The sequence below is a fragment of the Salinispora oceanensis genome, assembly GCF_000383575.1.
In the GTDB taxonomy this organism is placed as follows: Bacteria; Actinomycetota; Actinomycetes; order Mycobacteriales; family Micromonosporaceae; genus Micromonospora; species Micromonospora oceanensis.
Window position 1 is genome coordinate 3,999,463 of the sequence record NZ_KB911579.1, and the last position, 16,400, is coordinate 4,015,862.

At 72.1% G+C, this 16,400-nt stretch carries 20 protein-coding genes; 14 read left to right on the forward strand and 6 right to left on the reverse strand.

Features of this window, described 5'->3' with window-relative positions:
• Window position 1: 1 nt before the first annotated feature.
• The 4 genes from SALPAC4_RS0118530 to SALPAC4_RS0118545 are packed head-to-tail and all read left to right on the forward strand — an operon-like array spanning window position 2 to window position 4,113.
• On the forward strand, window positions 2-1,513 hold the full coding sequence (locus SALPAC4_RS0118530) for a PfkB family carbohydrate kinase (RefSeq protein WP_027644353.1): 1,512 nt from the start codon (window positions 2-4) through the stop codon (window positions 1,511-1,513).
• Window positions 1,510-2,196 (forward strand): SDR family oxidoreductase, encoded by a 687-nt coding sequence (locus tag SALPAC4_RS0118535; RefSeq protein ID WP_019871598.1) that lies wholly within the window; start codon window positions 1,510-1,512, stop codon window positions 2,194-2,196. The genes SALPAC4_RS0118530 and SALPAC4_RS0118535 overlap by 4 nt, the downstream gene beginning before the upstream one ends.
• A complete protein-coding gene (locus SALPAC4_RS0118540; protein ID WP_019871599.1) occupies window positions 2,193-3,146 on the forward strand; it encodes a glycosyltransferase family 9 protein in 954 nt (317 codons plus the stop codon). The genes SALPAC4_RS0118535 and SALPAC4_RS0118540 overlap by 4 nt, the downstream gene beginning before the upstream one ends.
• Window positions 3,130-4,113 carry a DNA topoisomerase IB gene (locus SALPAC4_RS0118545; RefSeq protein WP_019871600.1) on the forward strand — a complete coding sequence of 328 codons (984 nt, stop codon included), beginning with the start codon at window positions 3,130-3,132 and terminating at the stop codon, window positions 4,111-4,113. Before SALPAC4_RS0118540 ends, SALPAC4_RS0118545 begins: the two co-directional genes overlap by 17 nt.
• Before the next feature lie 76 nt (window positions 4,114-4,189).
• Here SALPAC4_RS0118545 and SALPAC4_RS28840 read toward each other — a convergent pair whose 3' ends face one another.
• A complete protein-coding gene (locus SALPAC4_RS28840) occupies window positions 4,190-4,312 on the reverse strand; it encodes a hypothetical protein (RefSeq protein ID WP_018743924.1) in 123 nt (40 codons plus the stop codon).
• A 152-nt stretch (window positions 4,313-4,464) separates the two neighbouring features.
• Here SALPAC4_RS28840 and SALPAC4_RS0118555 point away from each other — a divergent pair, with 152 nt between their 5' ends.
• Entirely contained in the window at window positions 4,465-5,961 is a 1,497-nt protein-coding gene (locus SALPAC4_RS0118555; RefSeq protein ID WP_019871601.1) for a glycoside hydrolase family 3 protein, read from the forward strand.
• Between the two features lie 54 nt (window positions 5,962-6,015).
• Here SALPAC4_RS0118555 and SALPAC4_RS0118560 read toward each other — a convergent pair whose 3' ends face one another.
• Window positions 6,016-7,227 (reverse strand): cysteine desulfurase-like protein, encoded by a 1,212-nt coding sequence (locus SALPAC4_RS0118560; protein ID WP_019871602.1) that lies wholly within the window; start codon window positions 7,225-7,227, stop codon window positions 6,016-6,018.
• Window positions 7,228-7,298: 71 nt separating this feature from the next.
• Here SALPAC4_RS0118560 and SALPAC4_RS0118565 point away from each other — a divergent pair, with 71 nt between their 5' ends.
• From SALPAC4_RS0118565 to SALPAC4_RS0118590, 6 genes are all read left to right on the forward strand, one after another.
• Window positions 7,299-7,667: a hypothetical protein gene (locus tag SALPAC4_RS0118565; protein WP_019871603.1), complete on the forward strand. Its 369-nt coding sequence runs from the start codon at window positions 7,299-7,301 to the stop codon at window positions 7,665-7,667.
• A 259-nt stretch (window positions 7,668-7,926) separates the two neighbouring features.
• Entirely contained in the window at window positions 7,927-9,126 is a 1,200-nt protein-coding gene (locus SALPAC4_RS0118570; RefSeq protein WP_019871604.1) for a mechanosensitive ion channel family protein, read from the forward strand.
• Between the two features lie 331 nt (window positions 9,127-9,457).
• On the forward strand, window positions 9,458-9,913 hold the full coding sequence (locus tag SALPAC4_RS0118575) for a phage holin family protein (protein ID WP_020113534.1): 456 nt from the start codon (window positions 9,458-9,460) through the stop codon (window positions 9,911-9,913).
• Entirely contained in the window at window positions 9,910-10,224 is a 315-nt protein-coding gene (locus SALPAC4_RS0118580) for a DUF3618 domain-containing protein (protein WP_019871606.1), read from the forward strand. Before SALPAC4_RS0118575 ends, SALPAC4_RS0118580 begins: the two co-directional genes overlap by 4 nt.
• The gene (locus SALPAC4_RS0118585) at window positions 10,221-10,490 is read left to right on the forward strand and encodes a DUF4235 domain-containing protein (protein WP_026271364.1); all 270 of its coding nucleotides are present in this window, start codon (window positions 10,221-10,223) and stop codon (window positions 10,488-10,490) included. Before SALPAC4_RS0118580 ends, SALPAC4_RS0118585 begins: the two co-directional genes overlap by 4 nt.
• A gap of 296 nt (window positions 10,491-10,786) precedes the next feature.
• Window positions 10,787-10,990: a cold-shock protein gene (locus SALPAC4_RS0118590; RefSeq protein WP_013732668.1), complete on the forward strand. Its 204-nt coding sequence runs from the start codon at window positions 10,787-10,789 to the stop codon at window positions 10,988-10,990.
• A gap of 114 nt (window positions 10,991-11,104) precedes the next feature.
• On the opposite strand, the gene SALPAC4_RS0118595 is transcribed toward SALPAC4_RS0118590, so the two are convergent.
• Window positions 11,105-11,344 (reverse strand): hypothetical protein, encoded by a 240-nt coding sequence (locus tag SALPAC4_RS0118595; protein ID WP_019871607.1) that lies wholly within the window; start codon window positions 11,342-11,344, stop codon window positions 11,105-11,107.
• Window positions 11,338-11,469 (reverse strand): hypothetical protein, encoded by a 132-nt coding sequence (locus SALPAC4_RS28845; protein ID WP_019871608.1) that lies wholly within the window; start codon window positions 11,467-11,469, stop codon window positions 11,338-11,340. The genes SALPAC4_RS0118595 and SALPAC4_RS28845 overlap by 7 nt, the downstream gene beginning before the upstream one ends.
• An 82-nt stretch (window positions 11,470-11,551) precedes the next feature.
• On the opposite strand from SALPAC4_RS28845, the gene SALPAC4_RS0118605 reads away from it, so the two are divergent.
• Both SALPAC4_RS0118605 and SALPAC4_RS0118610 read left to right on the forward strand, forming a co-directional pair.
• Entirely contained in the window at window positions 11,552-12,346 is a 795-nt protein-coding gene (locus tag SALPAC4_RS0118605; RefSeq protein ID WP_019871609.1) for a trans-aconitate 2-methyltransferase, read from the forward strand.
• On the forward strand, window positions 12,343-13,365 hold the full coding sequence (locus SALPAC4_RS0118610; protein ID WP_019871610.1) for an adenosine deaminase: 1,023 nt from the start codon (window positions 12,343-12,345) through the stop codon (window positions 13,363-13,365). The genes SALPAC4_RS0118605 and SALPAC4_RS0118610 overlap by 4 nt, the downstream gene beginning before the upstream one ends.
• Window positions 13,366-13,566: 201 nt before the next feature.
• On the opposite strand, the gene SALPAC4_RS0118615 is transcribed toward SALPAC4_RS0118610, so the two are convergent.
• Both SALPAC4_RS0118615 and SALPAC4_RS0118620 read right to left on the reverse strand, forming a co-directional pair.
• Window positions 13,567-14,625, reverse strand: coding sequence for a HAMP domain-containing sensor histidine kinase (locus SALPAC4_RS0118615; protein WP_019871611.1), 1,059 nt, complete (start codon window positions 14,623-14,625; stop codon window positions 13,567-13,569).
• Window positions 14,626-14,654: 29 nt separating this feature from the next.
• Window positions 14,655-15,344 (reverse strand): response regulator transcription factor, encoded by a 690-nt coding sequence (locus SALPAC4_RS0118620; RefSeq protein WP_018730069.1) that lies wholly within the window; start codon window positions 15,342-15,344, stop codon window positions 14,655-14,657.
• Between the two features lie 73 nt (window positions 15,345-15,417).
• On the opposite strand from SALPAC4_RS0118620, the gene SALPAC4_RS0118625 reads away from it, so the two are divergent.
• Window positions 15,418-16,338: an ADP-ribosylglycohydrolase family protein gene (locus SALPAC4_RS0118625; protein ID WP_019871612.1), complete on the forward strand. Its 921-nt coding sequence runs from the start codon at window positions 15,418-15,420 to the stop codon at window positions 16,336-16,338.
• Window positions 16,339-16,400 lie beyond the last annotated feature (62 nt).

Genomic DNA, 16,400 nt, shown 5'->3' on the forward strand with positions numbered 1-16,400 from the left:
TGTGAGGGGACCCCTGGTGGTGGTCGGCGACACCCTGCTCGACCGGGACGTGGAGGGGGCGGTGAACCGGCTCTGTCCGGACTCGCCGGTGCCGGTGCTCGACGAGACCTCGTCTGCCGACCGGCCGGGCGGTGCCGGTCTGGCCGCGATGTTCGCGGCGGCGGCGCCGGACACCGAGGTCGTCCTGGTGACCGCCCTGGCCGACGATGCCGGTGCCGCCCGGCTCAGCTCGCTTCTCGCCGCCGCCGGCGTCCAGGTGTATGCCCTCGGGCTGGCTGGCGGGACTCCGGAGAAGGTCCGGTTGCGGTCGCAGGGCCGGGTCTTGCTGCGCCATGACCGCGGCGGTGCCGTCGGTGAGCCCAGCCCGCCGGCGGAGGCGGTGCTGCGGGTCATCGCCGGGGCCGCCACCGTGCTGGTCAGTGACTATGGCCGTGGAGTGGCCGGGCAACCGGTACTGCGGGCGGCGCTGGCCGGCACCCGGGCACCGGTGGTCTGGGATCCGCATCCTCGGGGGCCGGCCGCGGTGCCCGGGGTGCACCTGGCCACGCCCAACGAGTCCGAGGTACGCGAGCTGGCGAAGGTGCCGCCGGGCGAGACCCGGCTGGTGACCGCGTCGCGGGGCGCGCTGGAGTTGCGTCAGCGATGGCAGGCGCGGGCCGTCGCGGTGACGATGGGCGGGGAGGGAGCGCTGCTCTGTCACGCCGGGCCGACGCCGCTGATCGTGCCCGCGATTTCCACAGCGGACGGAGACACCTGCGGTGCGGGGGATCGATTCGCGGCCACCGCCGCCATCGCTCTGGCCCGGGGTGCGTTGGTCTCCGAGGCGGTGCAGGAGGCGGTCGCCGAGGCGTGTGCGTACGTGGCGGGTGGGGGAGTGGCGAGTATGCTGCCGCCACCGGTTGGGCCGTTGCCCTCGGTGCTGCCGGGTGTCCCGGCCGAGCGGGTCGGCGTGGCGGCTGCCGCCACCGTCGTCTCCGAGGTCCGCGCCGCCGGCGGCACCGTCGTCGCGACCGGCGGCTGCTTTGACCTACTGCACGCGGGGCACGTGGCGACCTTGCAGGCTGCCCGTCAACTTGGCGACTGCCTGGTGGTCTGCCTCAACTCCGATGCCAGCGTGGCGGCGTTGAAGGGTCCGGACCGGCCGGTGATGCCGCAGGGCGACCGGAGTCGCCTCCTCGCCGCCTTGAGCTGCGTCGACGCGGTCATGGTCTTTGACGATCCAACTCCGCAGGCGGCCCTGACCTGGCTCCGGCCGGATATCTGGGTCAAGGGGGGCGACTATGCCACCGGTGGTGGCGAACCGGTGCTGCCGGAGGCGGACCTGGTGCGGCGGTGGGGCGGGCACACCGTGGTGGTGCCGTACCTGGACGGGCGCTCGACCACCGAGATGATCGCGGCTGCGCACCAGCGGGGTGGTGCCAACGCCACCACGTCGGCGGCAACCGCGGTGCTGCGCGCAGACCCATCACCGGGGGTGGCGACCCGGCCCCATCGATCGGCGGGGATCCGATGAACGCCGGGTACACGGTCCTGGTGACCGGTGGGTCGAGTGGGCTGGGCGCGGCGGTGGTCTCGGCGGTGGCCGAGGCGGGTGGGCGACCGCTGGTGCTGGACCGGCAGCCCCCGGCGGATGGGGTGCCGTGGGCTGCGTGCGATCTGGCGGATACTCGGGGGGCCGAGGCCGCCACTCGAGAACTCGCCGAGGACAGCGGCGGCCTGGACGCCGTGGTGACGGCGGCCGGAATGGATGTACCGGGTCGGCTGGCCGATCTGCCGGGGGAGGTCTGGGACCGGATCGTCACGGTGGACCTGCTCGCCACCGCCGCCGTTATCCGCGCGGCGCTACCGTTCCTCGAGACGGCTCGGGGCCGGATCGTCACCGTCGCCTCAACGTTGGGGGTCAAGGCGGTCGGCGACGCGACGGCGTACTGCGCGGCGAAGTTCGGGGTGGTCGGGTTCACCCGTTCCCTCGCCGCCGAGCTCGCCGGCCGAGTCGGCGTGACCCTGCTCATCCCCGGTGGTATGCGCACCGCCTTCTTTGACGACCGGGACCCGCAGTACCGACCCGGACCGGACGCGATCCTCAACGACCCGGCGGACACCGCCGCCGCCGTCATGTTCGCCCTGACCCAACCCGCCGGCTGTGCCGTCCGGGAGCTGGTGGTCTGCGCCGAACAGGAGTCCTCCTACCCGTGATCCTGATTCTTCGTGCGCTGGGCCTCGGCGACCTCGCCACCGCCGTGCCGGCCCTGCGTGCCCTGCGTGCTCGCTACCCCGACGAGCACCTGGTCCTGCTTGCCCCGCGCTGGTTGGCCCCGTTGGTCGAGCTGATCGGCGGTATCGACGAGCTGGTCGACACCGCCGGTCTGGCTCACCTGCGGTGGCGCGGCCCCGCCCCCGACCTGGCGGTTAACCTGCATGGCCGCGGGCCAGAGTCACACCGCCTGCTGGTCGGCACCCGCCCCCGTCGGCTGTTCGCCTTCGTGAACCGGGCCGCCGGGCACCACGACGGCCCCTCCTGGCGGGCCGACGAGCACGAGGTCCATCGGTGGTGCCGCCTGCTGGCCTGGCACGGTGTTCCGACCGACCCGACTGATCTGGGTCTGCGCCGGCCAGCACCCGGCCGGAACCCGACCGGGGTGACTCTGCTGCATCCTGGCTCGAAGATTCCGGGCAAACGCTGGCCGGTGGAGCGGTTCGCGGCCCTCGGCCGCCAGCTCGCCGGGACCGGTCATCAGATCGTCATCACCGGTGACGCCACCGAGCAACCCCTCGCCCGCCGGGTCGCGCAGCTCGCCGGGCTGCCCGCGCACACCGTACGAGCCGGCCGTACCGACTTGCGTCACCTCGCCGGCCTGGTCGCCCACGCCCGCCTGCTGATCAGCGGTGACACCGGCATCGCCCACCTCGCCACCGCCTACGGCACTCCCTCGGTGGTCCTCTTCGGTCCCCACTCGCCGGCCCATTGGGGACCACCACCCGAACGGACGTGGCATCGGAGCCTCGGGGCGGGCGGCGGGGACTGTCCGGACCGGGACGGGGCGGGGCCCCATCCGACGCTGGCGGCGATCAACGTCGACCAGGTGCTGGTCGCCGTGGCCGAGGTGGAGCGGATGGTGCGGGCGACCGGTGCGACTGCGGCGTAGCGATCCGGGCCGGCCCGGCTACCGGCGCCACCGGCGCGGCCGGGGCTGGGGGTTCTGTGATCCGGCCGGCGAGCCGGTCCGGGATCCGGATCGGCTGGCCCGCCTGCGTGACCTCGTCATCCCGCCGGCCTGGCAGGACGTGTGGATCTCGCCGTATCCGAACGGGCACATCCAGGCAACCGGCGTTGACGCTGCTGGGCGCCGACAGTACCTGTACCACCCGGAGTGGCGGCGCAAGCGGGACGAGGCGAAGTTTGACCACGTGCTCGAGGTGGCCCGGCGGTTGCCCCGGTTGCGCGAACGCATCGCGGAGGACCTCGACGGTCGGGGACTGAACCGAGATCGGGTGCTGGCCACTGTGGCTCGACTGTTGGACCTGGGTGCCTTCCGGGTGGGCAGCGAGCGGTATGCGGCCGGCGACGATCCGACGTTCGGAGTGTCCACCCTGCGCCCGGAGCACGCTCACTCCCGCCGTGGCTGCATGGTCCTCGAGTTTCCGGCGAAGGGCGGCGTCGAACAGGTTCGGTGGATTGAGGATCCGGTGCTGTGTCGGGTGCTGGCCAATCTACGGCGTCGCCGCCGCGCCGCGGCTCGGCTCTTCGGTTACTGGGACGGCCGGAACTGGCGGGACGTGCGCCGAGACGATGTCAACGGGTATCTGCGAGTGGCCAGCGGTGGTGAGATGACCGCGAAGGACTTCCGGACCTGGCACGCCACCGTTTTGGCGGCCACCGGGCTGGCCACTGCTGGCGGAGAGCGGTCCGCCACCGCTCGTCGGCGCGCGGTGGCCGCGGTGATGCGTGAGGTGGCGGGGTTGCTCGGGAACACGCCGACGGTGGCCCGCACGTCCTACGTTGACCCCCGGGTCGTGGACCTCTACCACGACGGGGTGCTGGCGCCGGTCGGTCGGTGGATGCCCCGCGAGGATGCCGAGCGGGGGGTCCTCGAACTGTTGGCCGAGGCCTGAGCGGTCGCCCCCCGAGCCGGGGCAGTCGCCCGGCCGGCGCCGGCGGTCTGGGTAAGCAGTGGCGCAGGGGCCGGCCTCAGCGGCGGAACATCGCTCGGATCGCGGCGACCAGCAGTAGGCCGCCCACCACCACGCCGAGAAGGCGTACGCCGGGGATGTCGGCCGGGCCCGTCGCCTCGGCCAGGAGTTCGGAGTCCATCCCTGAACTCTCCCGGTCCGGTCGCCACCCAGCAACTGTAAGGTTTATTGACTATTTATTTGGGTGATGTGACCATGGCAAAGCGTCGCCACCCGGGCGCAGAGGGGGAGGGACATGACCGACTGGATTGCCGAGCGGCCTGAGGCGGCGGTGTGAGTACACGTGAGGCACACCTTGCTTCCCTGGCCGCCACCGTCCTTCAGCCGGGCTTTGTCGGTACCACCGCCCCGTCCTGGGTGCGCCGCTGGCTGGGGGAGGGGCTCGGCGCGGTGGTGCTCTTCGCCCGTAACGTGGTCGACTCGGAGCAGGTCGCCGCGCTGACCGCGACGCTGCGCGCGGAGCGGCCGGACGTCATCGTCGCCATCGACGAGGAAGCCGGTGACGTGACCCGGATCGAGTCGGGCCTCGGCAGCTCCCGCCCCGGCAACTTGGCCCTCGGCGTGATTGACGATCCGCTTTTGACCGAGGAGGTGGCCAACGACCTCGGCGCGGAGCTGGCGGCGCTCGGGATCACCCTGAACTACGCGCCCACCGCCGATGTCAACTCCAATCCGGACAACCCGGTGATCGGAGTCCGATCCTTCGGGGCGGACCCGGATCTGACCGCCCGGCACACCGCCGCCTGGGTGCGGGGCCTACAGGCCGGCGGCGTCGCGGCCTGCGCCAAACACTTCCCCGGGCACGGTGACACCCAGGTCGACTCCCACCACGGTCTGCCCCGGATCGCCGGCGATCGGAGCCGGCTGGACGCGGTGGAGCTGACCCCGTTTCGCGCCGCGCTCTCCGCTGGCGTGCAGGCCGTCATGACCGGTCACCTGTTCGTGCCCGCGCTGGACCCAGACCTACCGGCCACCCTGAGCCGCCGGATCCTCACCGGCCTGCTCCGGGACGAGTTGGGCTTCGCCGGGGTCGTGGTGACCGACGCGGTGGAGATGCGCGCGGTCGCCGACCGGTACGGCTTCACCGGCGCCGCGGTACGTGCCCTGGCCGCGGGGGCCGACGCCATCTGCGTCGGCGGCGAGCACGCCGACGAGGACGCGGCCCGGCGGCTGCGGGACGCGATCGTGGCCGCCGTCGCAGCGGGAGAACTGCCCGAGGAGCGCCTAGCCGAGGCGGCCAAGCGGGTGGACCAACTCGCCGCCGCCACCGCCGCCCGCCAGGCCGGCCGGCCCACCCGTCCAGCGGCCGGCAGCGGCTCGGCGATAGGGTTCGCCGCCGCCCGCCGGGCCGTGCGGGTAACGACGGTTGGTGCCGGGCTGGGCGCGCTGCCGCTGGCCGGCCCCGCCCACGTGGTCGAGTTCGCGCCGCCCCGCAACCTCGCGATCGGCACGGAGACACCGTGGGGCGTCGCCGCGCCCCTGGCGGCTCTGCTACCGGGCACGACCACCGCCCGATATGTCGAGGCCGAGGTGCCCCTGGACCTCACCAGCCAAGCCGGTGGCCGCCACCTTGTCCTCGTCGTGCGTGACCTACACCGGCATCCGTGGATGCGGGCAGCCGTGACGCGCGCTTTGACCGGTCGCCCGGATGCCGTCGTCGTCGAGTTGGGCGTACCCGAACTGGTCACCGGGGCGGTGCACGTCGCCACCCACGGCGCGACCCGCGCCGGCGGCCGGGCCGCGGCGGAGCTCCTGACCGGGATCAGCTGATCGCGAGCCGCGACGGCCGCCGGACCGGGATCGGCTGACTGCGAGCTGCGGCGGTCAGCGGTCTGGGGAGAGCCTCGCCACCTCGTCGAGCAGACGGTCCACTTCGGGGTGGGTGTTGTAGTGGTACAGGCTGACGCGTACCGCCCCGCCGCTGTCCCGCAGCCCCAACGTCTGGAAGTACTCGTAGGCGTAGTAGTCACCGGCGGAGAGGCAGAACCCCGCCGCACCGAGCGCCGCCTGAGTTTCCGCCGGCGACTGGCCGGCCAGCCGGAACGACACCGTGGGGCAGCGCCGGGCCGGGGAGCCGAGCACGGTGACCGCGGGCAGGTCAGCGAGACCGCCGAGTAACCGGTCCAACAGCTCCTCCTCGTACGCGCGCGCCGCGCTCAGGCTGCTCCGCAGTCGCTCCCGCCGGCTCCCGGTGGCCGTCGGGTCCAGCCCGGCGAGATGGTCCACGGCGACGGCCGCCCCGGCCAGCAGCGGAAAACTGGGCGTCCCGTACTCGAATCGATCGGGTACGGAGTCGGCGGAGGGGCGTAGCTTCGCCGGGCGCAGCTGCTCCCAGCACGCCGGATCCGCCGCCACCGCGGCCAGGTGCGGTCCAGACCACTTGTAGGCGCTGGTGACCAGGAAGTCAGCGCCCAACGCGGTGCGGTCGGTCGGACCGTGCGGCACCGAGTGCACACCGTCCACGCAGACCAGCGCTCCGACGGCGTGGGCTGCTTTGGCGATCGCCGCCACGTCGGGCATCGTGCCGATCGCATTGCTAGCGGCGGTGACCGCCACCAGCCGAGTCCGTTCGTTGACCAGGTCGGGGTACTGACCAGTCGGCAGCTCGCCGCTGTGCCTGTCGAACTCCGCCCACCGTACGGTTGCGCCCGCCGCCTCGGCTGCCTGGATCCACGGCCGGACGTTGGCGTCGTGGTCGAGTCGGGACACCACCACCTCGTCTCCTGGCCGCCAGGTTGCCCCGAGGGCGCGGGCCAGGGTGTAGGTGAGCGCGGTCGCGCTCGGGCCCAGCACCACCCCCTCCGGATCCGTGCCGAGCAGGTCGGCCAGGGCCGTACGGGCGGCGGCCACCAGCTCCAGCGAGCGTCGGCCGGGAAGGTTGCCGCCGCTGCGGTTGCCCAGCGCCGCACCCATCGTCTCGGTCACCGCGGCGATCACCGGCGCGGCGGTCTGGGTGCCGCCGGCACCGTCGAAGTGGACGTGCCCCTCGGCCAGGGCGGGATACGCGGCCCGAATGCGGGCGATGTCGAACGGCATGAGCGGACCCTAACCCGCGCTGCCGAAGTTGGCGGAAAGTCGGTACGGCGGCCGTCTCGTACCCTTGGGCCGTGACGAACCGATGCATTCCCCTCCCCCCGAAAACCCCCCGTCGCACCGCCGGCCTCCTCGTCGGCCTGGCCCTCGGTGCCGCAGTGCTGGCCGGCTGCGGCTCCGCCGAGGGGGTCTCTACCGACTGTGGGCTGGACGGCTGCACAGTCACCTTCGACCGTGAGACCAACGCCGAGGCCAGCATCCTCGGTGTCGAGGCGAGGTTGATCGGTGCCCAGGACGATGAGGTGACCGTCGAGGTCGCCGGCGAGCAGCTCACCCTCACCACCGGGCAGCCGGCCGCCGAGGTTGGCGGTTTCTCGGTCACGCTGGAAAACGTCACCGCCGACCAGGTCGCTATCCAGGTGGCGCAGGGCTCGGAGGGCTGAGCGCCCGGAGCCCCTTCGTCCCGGGGTGGATTTTCTACTCGCTCCGGGACGGCGTCTCCGGGGCTACCGCCGCAGGCGTGACGTACGGTAGCTCCGGGCAGGTGTTATCAGCGCCGTCGCTCCGGCATCCCCCTTTCGGTGCCTTCTGCCTCCTCTGCTGTCGTGACCAGAAGGTCTGAACTGGTCGGCCCGGCCGATCGCCGGCACCATTGGGCCTTCGCCGGGCGTCCTGACGCCCGGTTGGTGAGGAGGAGAGACCGTGCAGAGCTACCTCGGGACGATCATCGTCGTGCTTGCCGCCGCGGCGAGCGCCCTGTTAGTGGTCGGCGTCACGCACCGGGTAACCCAGCGGCTCGGCCAGCGTTCACTGCTGTTGACCGGGCTGGCCCGGCACGCGCACCGCGCGTTCCAGGTGGCGACGACCATCCTCGCCGTGCAGTTCGCCGTGCGGTTCACCACCGGCTACGCGGCCAACGCCAGCTGGCGTAAGGCCCTGCTGCACTTCCTGGTGCTCGGGGTGATCGCAGCCACCGCCTGGCTGGTCGCCGCCTTGCTGGTGGTGGTCGAGGACACCGCGCTCGCGCGGTTCCAGGTCGAGGTGGCGGACAACCGGCACCGCCGGATTCGCACCCAGGTGGTGCTCCTGCGCCGGTTGACCATCGCGGTGGTCGTCTTCCTGGCGCTCGGCGTGATGCTGATGACCTTCCCTGCCGTCCGCGGAATCGGCGCTGGGGTGCTGACCAGCGCTGGCGTGGTCGGTGTGGTGGCGGCATTGGCCGCGCAGAGTCTGCTGGGCAACGTCTTCGCCGGCCTCCAGCTCGCCTTCAGTGACGCGGTACGCCTCGGCGATGTGGTGGTCGTGGACGGGGAGTGGGGTCGGATCGAGGAGCTGACCCTCAGCTATGTGGTGTTGCGAATCTGGGACGACCGGCGGTTGATCCTGCCCACGTCGTACTTCACCAGCAAGCCGTTCCAGAACTGGACCCGGAGCGAGGCTGCGGTGCTCGGCACCGCCGAGTTCGATGTCGACTGGTCGATCTCGGTGCAGGCGATGCGGGAGGAGCTGCGTCGGCTGGCGGAGAGCAGCGAACTGTGGGACGGCAGAGTCTGTGTGTTGCAGGTGATCGACGCGACCGGCGGCATGATCAAAGTGCGCGCGTTGGTCAGCGCCGCGAACGCCGGCCACCTTTGGGACCTGCGCTGCCTGGTCCGTGAGCACCTGGTTGCCTGGGTGTGGAAGCAGCGGCCGACCGCGATGCCGCGAATGCGGGCCGAGGTCGGTGATGCCGGGGGTGGCCAGCCGTGGCAGTGGGCCTCGCCCCGTCGACCGTCCCAGGCGGGCCTGCTCGCCGACGGTGCCGGGTCCGACGATGCGCGGATCTTCGGCGGCAGCGAGGACGGCACCGCCCGCAGCGAGGCCTTCGTCGGCCCGGACGAGCCGGCCGACTCCCGCCGCTGATCGGCTTGCCCTGTCGCTGATCGGCTTNCCCTGCCGTTGATCGGCTTTGCCCGTCGTGGCCACCTCCGTTCTGCCGGTCGGCCGGTCCGGACCGACGGGCCCGCGGTGGGTTCCACCGCGATCGCCGGCTGCGCGGGCTTGGCTGGGGGAGTTAGCGTGACGTGGTGGGGTGGGGGACGTTGGGCCGAGTGCGGCAACGTTTGGAACGGCGTTTTGGGGGGACCTGCTGCGCGACCCCGTGACCTGCGCCGCGCGTTGGCGAAATCAGGCGACGGATCGGCGGCTGGCTGCCAGGGGGCATGAAGCGCGGTGACGAGGAGAGGAGGACAGCATGGCTGACGTGGCGAACGCCCGCCCGACCCAGACTGGGAGTGAGCCGTCCACCGCCGAACTGGTGCAGCGGGCCACCGAGCAGGTTTCCCGGCTGGTCCGCGACGAGCTGGCGCTGGCCCGCGCGGAGCTGGCCCAGAAGGGGAAGCACGCCGGGGTCGGGGTCGGCCTCTTCGGCGGCGCTGGGGTGTTGGCGCTGTACGGGCTCGGTGCGCTCGCGGCGACCGCGATCCTGCTGCTCGCCCTGGTCCTGCCCGCCTGGGCGGCCGCCCTGATCGTCGCGGTGGTGCTCTTCATCGCCGCCGGGCTCCTCGCCCTGGCTGGGAAGAAGCAGGTCAGCCGGGCGGTGCCGCCGGTGCCGGCGAGCGCGGTGCGCAGTGTCCGGGCGGATGTCGACACCGTCACCGCGGCGGTGAAGGATGGGAAAGCCGCGGCGCAGGACGGGAGACAGGCATGACGGGTAACGGGCGGGCCAGCGGGGACACCGAGGCGCTCCGCGAGGAGATCCGGCGGACCCGGGTCGAACTCAGCGAGACCATGGAGGCGCTGGCCGCCAAGGCGGATGTGAAGAAGCGGCTGCGTTCCTCGACCGAGCAGGCGAAGGATCGGATGCGGGAGCAGGCGACCGCGGCGGCGGCCCGGGTGCGCGGGCGGGCTCGCCCGCACGGTGAACGGGTCCATGGCAGCCCGGTGCCGTTCACCGCGTTGGCCGCGGGCGCGGTGGCCGTCGTCGTCGTACTGATGATCGTCCGAGGGAGGCGTCGGTGAGCAGAGGGTTGGAAAAGGCCGCCTACAAGCCGGTCGGCATTCTGTTGGGTTTCGCCGCCGGTGCCGCTGCCGGCGCCATCTTCGAGCAGGTGTGGAAGGTCGCGGGTGCTGGCGCGGCGCCGAACGCCACCGACGAGGACCGCGGTTGGGGCGAGATCCTGGCCGCCGCGGCGTTGCAGGGGGCGATCTTCGCGGTAGTCCGGGCGGCGGTGGACCGGGGCGGTGCGGTGGGGATGCGCCGGATGACCGGCAACTGGCCGAAGTGACCTGGGTCGTTCGAGCTGAGCCCCCTCGCCGAATTCGGGCGGCATGGGGGCCTTTCCGTTGGTTTGCGGGGACCTGCCGGGCTGATCTTTGGCAGCCGACAGGTCACATGTCAGAGAATTTCGTCCGGTAGGCTGTGCAGAGTTTTTGCGTACGTGGTTTGCTGTTCCACGCTGTTGAAGAGATGGCGTGGGTTGAGAGAAGTCTCCTTCAGGGGGGCCGCCTCAGGCGCCGCTGCTCGAAAACGGCCAACCGGCCGCACGGCGTGCACGGCCGCCAGTTTTAGAAGGAGATACACATGGCGCAGGGAACCGTGAAGTGGTTCAACGCTGACAAGGGCTTCGGCTTCATCACCGTCGACGGCGGGGGTGCTGACGTGTTCGTCCACTTCTCGGCCATCCAGTCCAGCGGCTACCGCACGCTGGAGGAGAACCAGCGGGTGGAGTTCGAGATCGCCCAGGGTCAGAAGGGTCCGCAGGCCGAGCAGGTCCGCCCCCTCTGAGCAACGTTGACCGGCGGAGCGCCGGTCAGTGGCTGATCCGGCTCGCCCGGATCGATAAGAGCCCCGCATCCCTTCCCGGGATGCGGGGCCTCGTCGTTTTCGGGCTGGTGGGGCTCAGCGGCGGCGGGTGCGGAGGCCGAACCAGAGCGAGACCAACCCGGCGAGCGCGAGCGCCGGACCGGCGAGGGCCCAGAGCCGCACGTCGGTCATCACGCTGCCCTCGATGTATCCCAGCCCCTGTACCGTCCAGAGGGCACCGAGCACCACGGCCAGCAGCCCGAGTGCCAGCGCCAGCCAGCCCCGCAGCACGAATTCACGTTCTCGCCCCCCGGGGGCGTCCGTCCCGTTCACCACCGGTCGTGCACCGGTGGCCGGACCAGGTCGTTGTAGACGGTGCCCCAGCCGGCTCCGAGCTGTCGGGTGCCGAGGCCGACCATGCCGGGGGCGCGGTTCAGTCGGGGGAAGGTGCGTTGCTCCATGAGGTGAGCCTAGTGATTCGGGCTGGTCCGGATTCGCGGCGGGGCATAGCTTCACAAGACGTACGTACGGTTTGGAGGGGTCATGTGGGATCCGACAACATATCTGCGCTACGGCGACGAACGGGCCCGGCCGTTTCACGACCTGCTCGCCCGGGTGCCGACCACCCAGCCCCGGGCGGTGGTCGACCTCGGCTGCGGGCCTGGCACACAGACCACGATCCTTGCCGAGCGCTGGCCCGGCAGCCGGGTCACCGGCATCGACGCCGCACCAGAGATGATCGACCGCGCCGCCACGCTGGACAGTCCGGTGGAGTTCGCCGTCGCCGACGTCCGACACTGGCGCCCCAGCCGGGACCAGGACGTGGTCATCAGCAACTCACTGCTCCAGTGGGTACCCGAGCACCGGGACCTGCTCACCCGCTGGGCTCGGGAGTTGCCGTCCGGCGCCGTCCTCGCCGTGCAGGTGCCGGGCAACTTCGACGCGCCGTCGCACCAGGCACTGCGGACGGTGGCCAACGGCTCGGCCTGGCGTACGGTGCTCGGCCCGCTGCTCCGCGACGCGCCGGTGGACGACTCGGTCGGCTACGCCCGGCTGCTGGCCGCCGAGGGGTGCGCGGTGGACGCTTGGGAGACTAGCTACGTGCACCTGCTTGCGGCTCCGGCGGACGCCGACCATCCGGTGCTGAGCTGGATGGAGGGGACCGCACTGCGCCCGGTGCGCGCCGCGCTCGACCCCACCCGCTGGGCCGACTTCCGGCGGGAACTGAGCGTACGGCTCGTTGAGGCGTACCCGGTGCAGCAGGGCCAGGTGTACTTTCCGTTCCGCCGCGTCTTCTTCGTTGCCCGTACCGCCGCCCGCGCAGAGGAGAGTCTGTGACCGACCTGTCCACCTTCATCGCCGGTCTGCCCAAGGCTGAGTTGCACGTGCACCACGTTGGCTCCGCCTCGCCCCGGATCGTCGCCGAGTTGGCCGCCCGGCACGAGGGGCGCAGCCCGGTCCCGGCCGACCCGGCGGCCCTCGCCGACTACTTCGCCTTCCGCGACTTCGCGCACTTCATCGAGGTCTACCTGAGCGTGGTGGACCTGATCCGGGATCAGGAGGATGTCTGGCTCCTCACCCACGAGGTGGCCCGGGAGTTGGCCCGCCAGCAGGTCCGCTACGCGGAGCTGACGGTGACCCCGTACTCGCACGTGCACCGTGGCATTCCCGCACCGGCGTTCTGCGAGGCGATCGAGGACGCCCGCAACCGGGCGGCCGCCGACTTCGGTATCGAGCTGCGCTGGTGCTTCGACATCCCGGGCGAAGCCGGCCTGCCGGCGGCCGAGGAGACCCTGCGGATCGCTCTGGACGAGCGCCCAGATGGTCTGATCAGTTTCGGGTTGGGTGGCCCGGAGGTCGGCGTGCCCCGGCCCCAGTTCAAGCCGTACTTCGATCAGGCCCGCGCGGCCGGCCTTCGGTCGGTGCCGCACGCGGGGGAGACCACCGGGGCGCAGACCGTCTGGGACGCGCTGCGCGACCTGGGCGCCGAACGACTCGGGCACGGCATTTCGGCGATCGAGGACCCAGAACTGCTTGAGTTCCTGGCCGAGCGGCAGCTTGCCCTGGAGGTGTGTCCAACCTCCAACGTCCGCACCCGGGCGGTGGCCCGCATTGAGGAGCATCCGTTGCCCCGGCTGGTTGAGGCCGGGCTGTTGGTCACGATCAACTCCGATGATCCGCCGATGTTCGGCACCACCCTCAACGACGAGTACGCGGTGGCCGCCCGGCTGCTCGGCCTCGGTCCGCAGGGCGTCGCCGCGCTGGCCCGCACTGCCGTGACCGCGTCCTTCCTCGACCCGGCGAGCAAGCAGCGGATCGCTGGGGAGATCGACGCCTACCTGGCGAACGCGTCCTGAACGGGGTGCGCGCGGCGGGAGGAGGGGGGAACGGGTTCCCGCCGCGCGCACGGCTTCACCGGTCGAGGCTGCCTGAACGGCGGGCCGGTGAAGTGGTGGGTTCGCGCCCCGATCATGGCACGTTCGCATTGGCGTACCGCCGGTGTTAAGCGGGATCTAAGGAGAACTTACGCCTGGGCACAGCCCGGGGTAATTCAGCGATCAGCCGGGGCGGTACCGCTTCCAGCGTCGGCCCCCGTCGCGGGCCTCCCGGGTCCGCCGGCCCACCAGGCCGAACCGGCTGACCTGTCGCGGCGTCGCCTCCGGGTCGGCCAGTAGCATCACCACGCTCGCCCCGCCCATTCGGGCGCGGTCGATGCTGACCGAACCGTTGGCCTGCACCGCCACCCGCTTCACGATGTCCAGGCCGAGGCCGGTCGAGCCACGGTCGCTGGCGCCCCGGCGCAGCGCCCGGTCCGGGTCTGCGACGCCCGGCCCGGCGTCGTCGATTCGGATGGCGACGTAGCCGTCCCGCCGCGAGACCGCCACCTCGAACGCCGTTCCCTGGGACGTGTAACGGAACACGTTGCCGATCACGGCGTCCAGCGCGGCGGCCAACTCCGCACGCGGCACCGGCGCCGGGATGCGCAGCTGTGCCCCGGTGACCCGGAACGGCCGGTTCTGGTCGCCGGCCAACGCGGACCAGAACCGCATCCGTTCCCGGACCACCTCGCTGACATCGCAGCTGCCCGGCGCGGTCTCCTGGGTAGCCGCCTTTCGGGTCGTCTTGATTAACTGGTCGACCTCGTCCTCCAGCGTGGCGATCGCCTGCCGGATCCGCCGGATTCCGCGCCGGCGATCCAGCTCTGCCTCGCTGAAGATTCCGATGCTGGTGTCGTCCGGGTCCAACGCCTCGGCGTCCAGCCGAAGCGCGGTCAGCGGCGTGCGTAGCCGGTGGGACAGGTCGGCCACCAGTTCTCGCTCGTCCGCGCGAGTGGCGACCAGGTGCTCAGCCATCCGGTTGAACGCGTACCCGGCCGCGACCAGCTCTCCTGGACCGCTCGGCTCCACCCGGACGTTGAGATCGCCCGCGCCGAGAGCCAGCGCGCCCTGCGCCAGGTCACGGGCCGCGTGCACCGTGCGGGCCGCCACGCGATCAACCACCAACACCGCGGTGGCGACCAGCGTCACCGCCACGCCGGCCGAGAGCCACCACGGGCTCCCATCGCCGAGGCCGGTGGCGGACAGCACCAGGAAGGTGAGGGCCGTGAGGGTACCCATAACCGCCACGATCAGGGCCAGTAACCACCTCAGTCGGGCGCTACCAGGCGGAGGCCCACCCCCCGCACGGTGCGCAGGTAGCGCGGCTTCGCCGCGGTCTCGCCCATCTTCCGACGTAGCCAGTAGAGGTGAACGTCGATGGTCTGGTCCTCGCCGACCGACGGTTGTCGCCATACCTCCTCCAAGAGTTCCCGGCGCGACACTACCCGGCCCGGTCGTGCCGCCAGGTACGCCAGCAGGTCGAACTCCTTGCGGGTCAGCGCCAACGGCTCCCCGTCCAGCTCGGCACTGCGTTCACCGACATCGATCCGAAGCCCACCAACCTCGTGCACCGCGGGCTGGACCGCCCGACTGGCCCGGCCGGCCCGCCGCAGCACGGTCGTGATCCGGGCATCCAGGTGCGCGCCGGTGAACGGCTTGACCATGTAGTCGTCGGCACCGGCGCGCAGCAGCCGGACGACCGACTGTTCGTCGTCGCGCGCGGTGGCGATGATGATCGGGATATCGGTGATACCGCGCAGCATCCGCAGGGCGTCCGACCCGTCGAGGTCGGGCAGGCCCAGGTCGAGTACGACGAGGTCGGGCGTTGCCGCCGCCACTCGGCGCAGGGCCTCGAGCGCGGTGCCAACGGCGTGTACGGCGTGCCCCCGGCCGGTGAGGGAGCGCAGCATCGCGCCGCGGACGACATGATCATCTTCGACCAAGAGCACGGTGGCCACCCCAAGACGGTACTCGGCGCGGCAAGGTGGTCGCGTTGCGGCACCGCGGTGAAACCGGCAAGCTGGTACAACGATGCCCTTCACCCTCTTCGCCGACACGAGACTCGCGCTCGCCCGGGATGCCTTGGCCGGGCTGTCAGTCGGTGACGCGCTCGGCTCCCAGTACTTCGTCCCCGGCCGTAAGCCGGCCGAACTGACCGCCGGCCGGCTCCCGCCGTCGCCGTGGGCCTGGACCGACGACACCGAGATGGCCTGCTCGATCGTCGCCGCGCTCGCCGAGACCGGGCGGATCGACCGGGACGCGCTCGCCCTGGCCTTCGCCGAGCGGTGCGAACCGTACCGGGGCTACGGTCCAGGGGCGGTCAGCATCCTGCGGCTGATCCGCACCGGCACCCCGTGGCCGGTGGCCGCGGCCTCCGCCTTCGCCGGGCAGGGCTCCTGCGGCAACGGCGCGGCGATGCGGGTCGGGCCGCTCGGGGCGTACTTCGCTGACTCGAGCAGCCGCGCGGCGGCCCAGGCTCGCGCCTCGGCCGAGGTGACCCACGCCCACCCGGAGGGCATCGCTGGCGCTGTCGCGGTGGCCGTGGCGGCGTCGCTCGCCGCCCGGGGGCGGCTGGACGGCCACCGCCCGGAACCAGCGCGACTGCTCGCTGGAGTGGCCGCCGCGCTGGACCCGACGAGCGAGGTGCACCGGGGGATCCGGCGGGCCGCCGGACTCCTCGGCCGCCACCCGGAGGCGGCCGTCGCCGAGCTCGGCAACGGGTCGCGGGTCACCGCTCCGGACACCGTCGCCTTCACCTGCTGGGTCGCCGCCAGTCACCTCGACGACTACCCGGCGGCCGTGCGGGTCTGCGTCGAGGCAGGCGGGGACGTGGACACCACCGCGGCGATCGTCGGCGCGATCGTCGCCGCGTACACCGGGGTCGGTACCCCAGCCGGAGTACCGGCCGAGTGGCTGGCCGCCCGCGAACCGCTGCCGGACTGGTTGCCCTGAGCGCCGACGGTCCGGCCGAGGCGGGTACGCGGCGGGTCGACCGATAGCATCGGCAGCGAGTC

Bases quoted from the DNA above. Each gene is read 5' to 3' on its own strand.
- SALPAC4_RS0118625 (WP_019871612.1), top strand. From the start codon at position 15,418: ATGCCCTTCACCCTCTTCGCCGACACGAGACTCGCGCTCGCCCGGGAT.
- SALPAC4_RS0118575 (WP_020113534.1), top strand. From the start codon at position 9,458: ATGGCTGACGTGGCGAACGCCCGCCCGACCCAGACTGGGAGTGAGCCG.
- SALPAC4_RS0118560 (WP_019871602.1), bottom strand. From the start codon at position 7,227: ATGCCGTTCGACATCGCCCGCATTCGGGCCGCGTATCCCGCCCTGGCC.
- SALPAC4_RS28845 (WP_019871608.1), bottom strand. From the start codon at position 11,469: ATGGAGCAACGCACCTTCCCCCGACTGAACCGCGCCCCCGGCATGGTC.
- SALPAC4_RS28840 (WP_018743924.1), bottom strand. From the start codon at position 4,312: ATGGACTCCGAACTCCTGGCCGAGGCGACGGGCCCGGCCGACATCCCC.
- SALPAC4_RS0118580 (WP_019871606.1), top strand. From the start codon at position 9,910: ATGACGGGTAACGGGCGGGCCAGCGGGGACACCGAGGCGCTCCGCGAG.
- SALPAC4_RS0118590 (WP_013732668.1), top strand. From the start codon at position 10,787: ATGGCGCAGGGAACCGTGAAGTGGTTCAACGCTGACAAGGGCTTCGGC.
- SALPAC4_RS0118605 (WP_019871609.1), top strand. From the start codon at position 11,552: ATGTGGGATCCGACAACATATCTGCGCTACGGCGACGAACGGGCCCGG.
- SALPAC4_RS0118535 (WP_019871598.1), top strand. From the start codon at position 1,510: ATGAACGCCGGGTACACGGTCCTGGTGACCGGTGGGTCGAGTGGGCTG.
- SALPAC4_RS0118615 (WP_019871611.1), bottom strand. From the start codon at position 14,625: ATGGGTACCCTCACGGCCCTCACCTTCCTGGTGCTGTCCGCCACCGGC.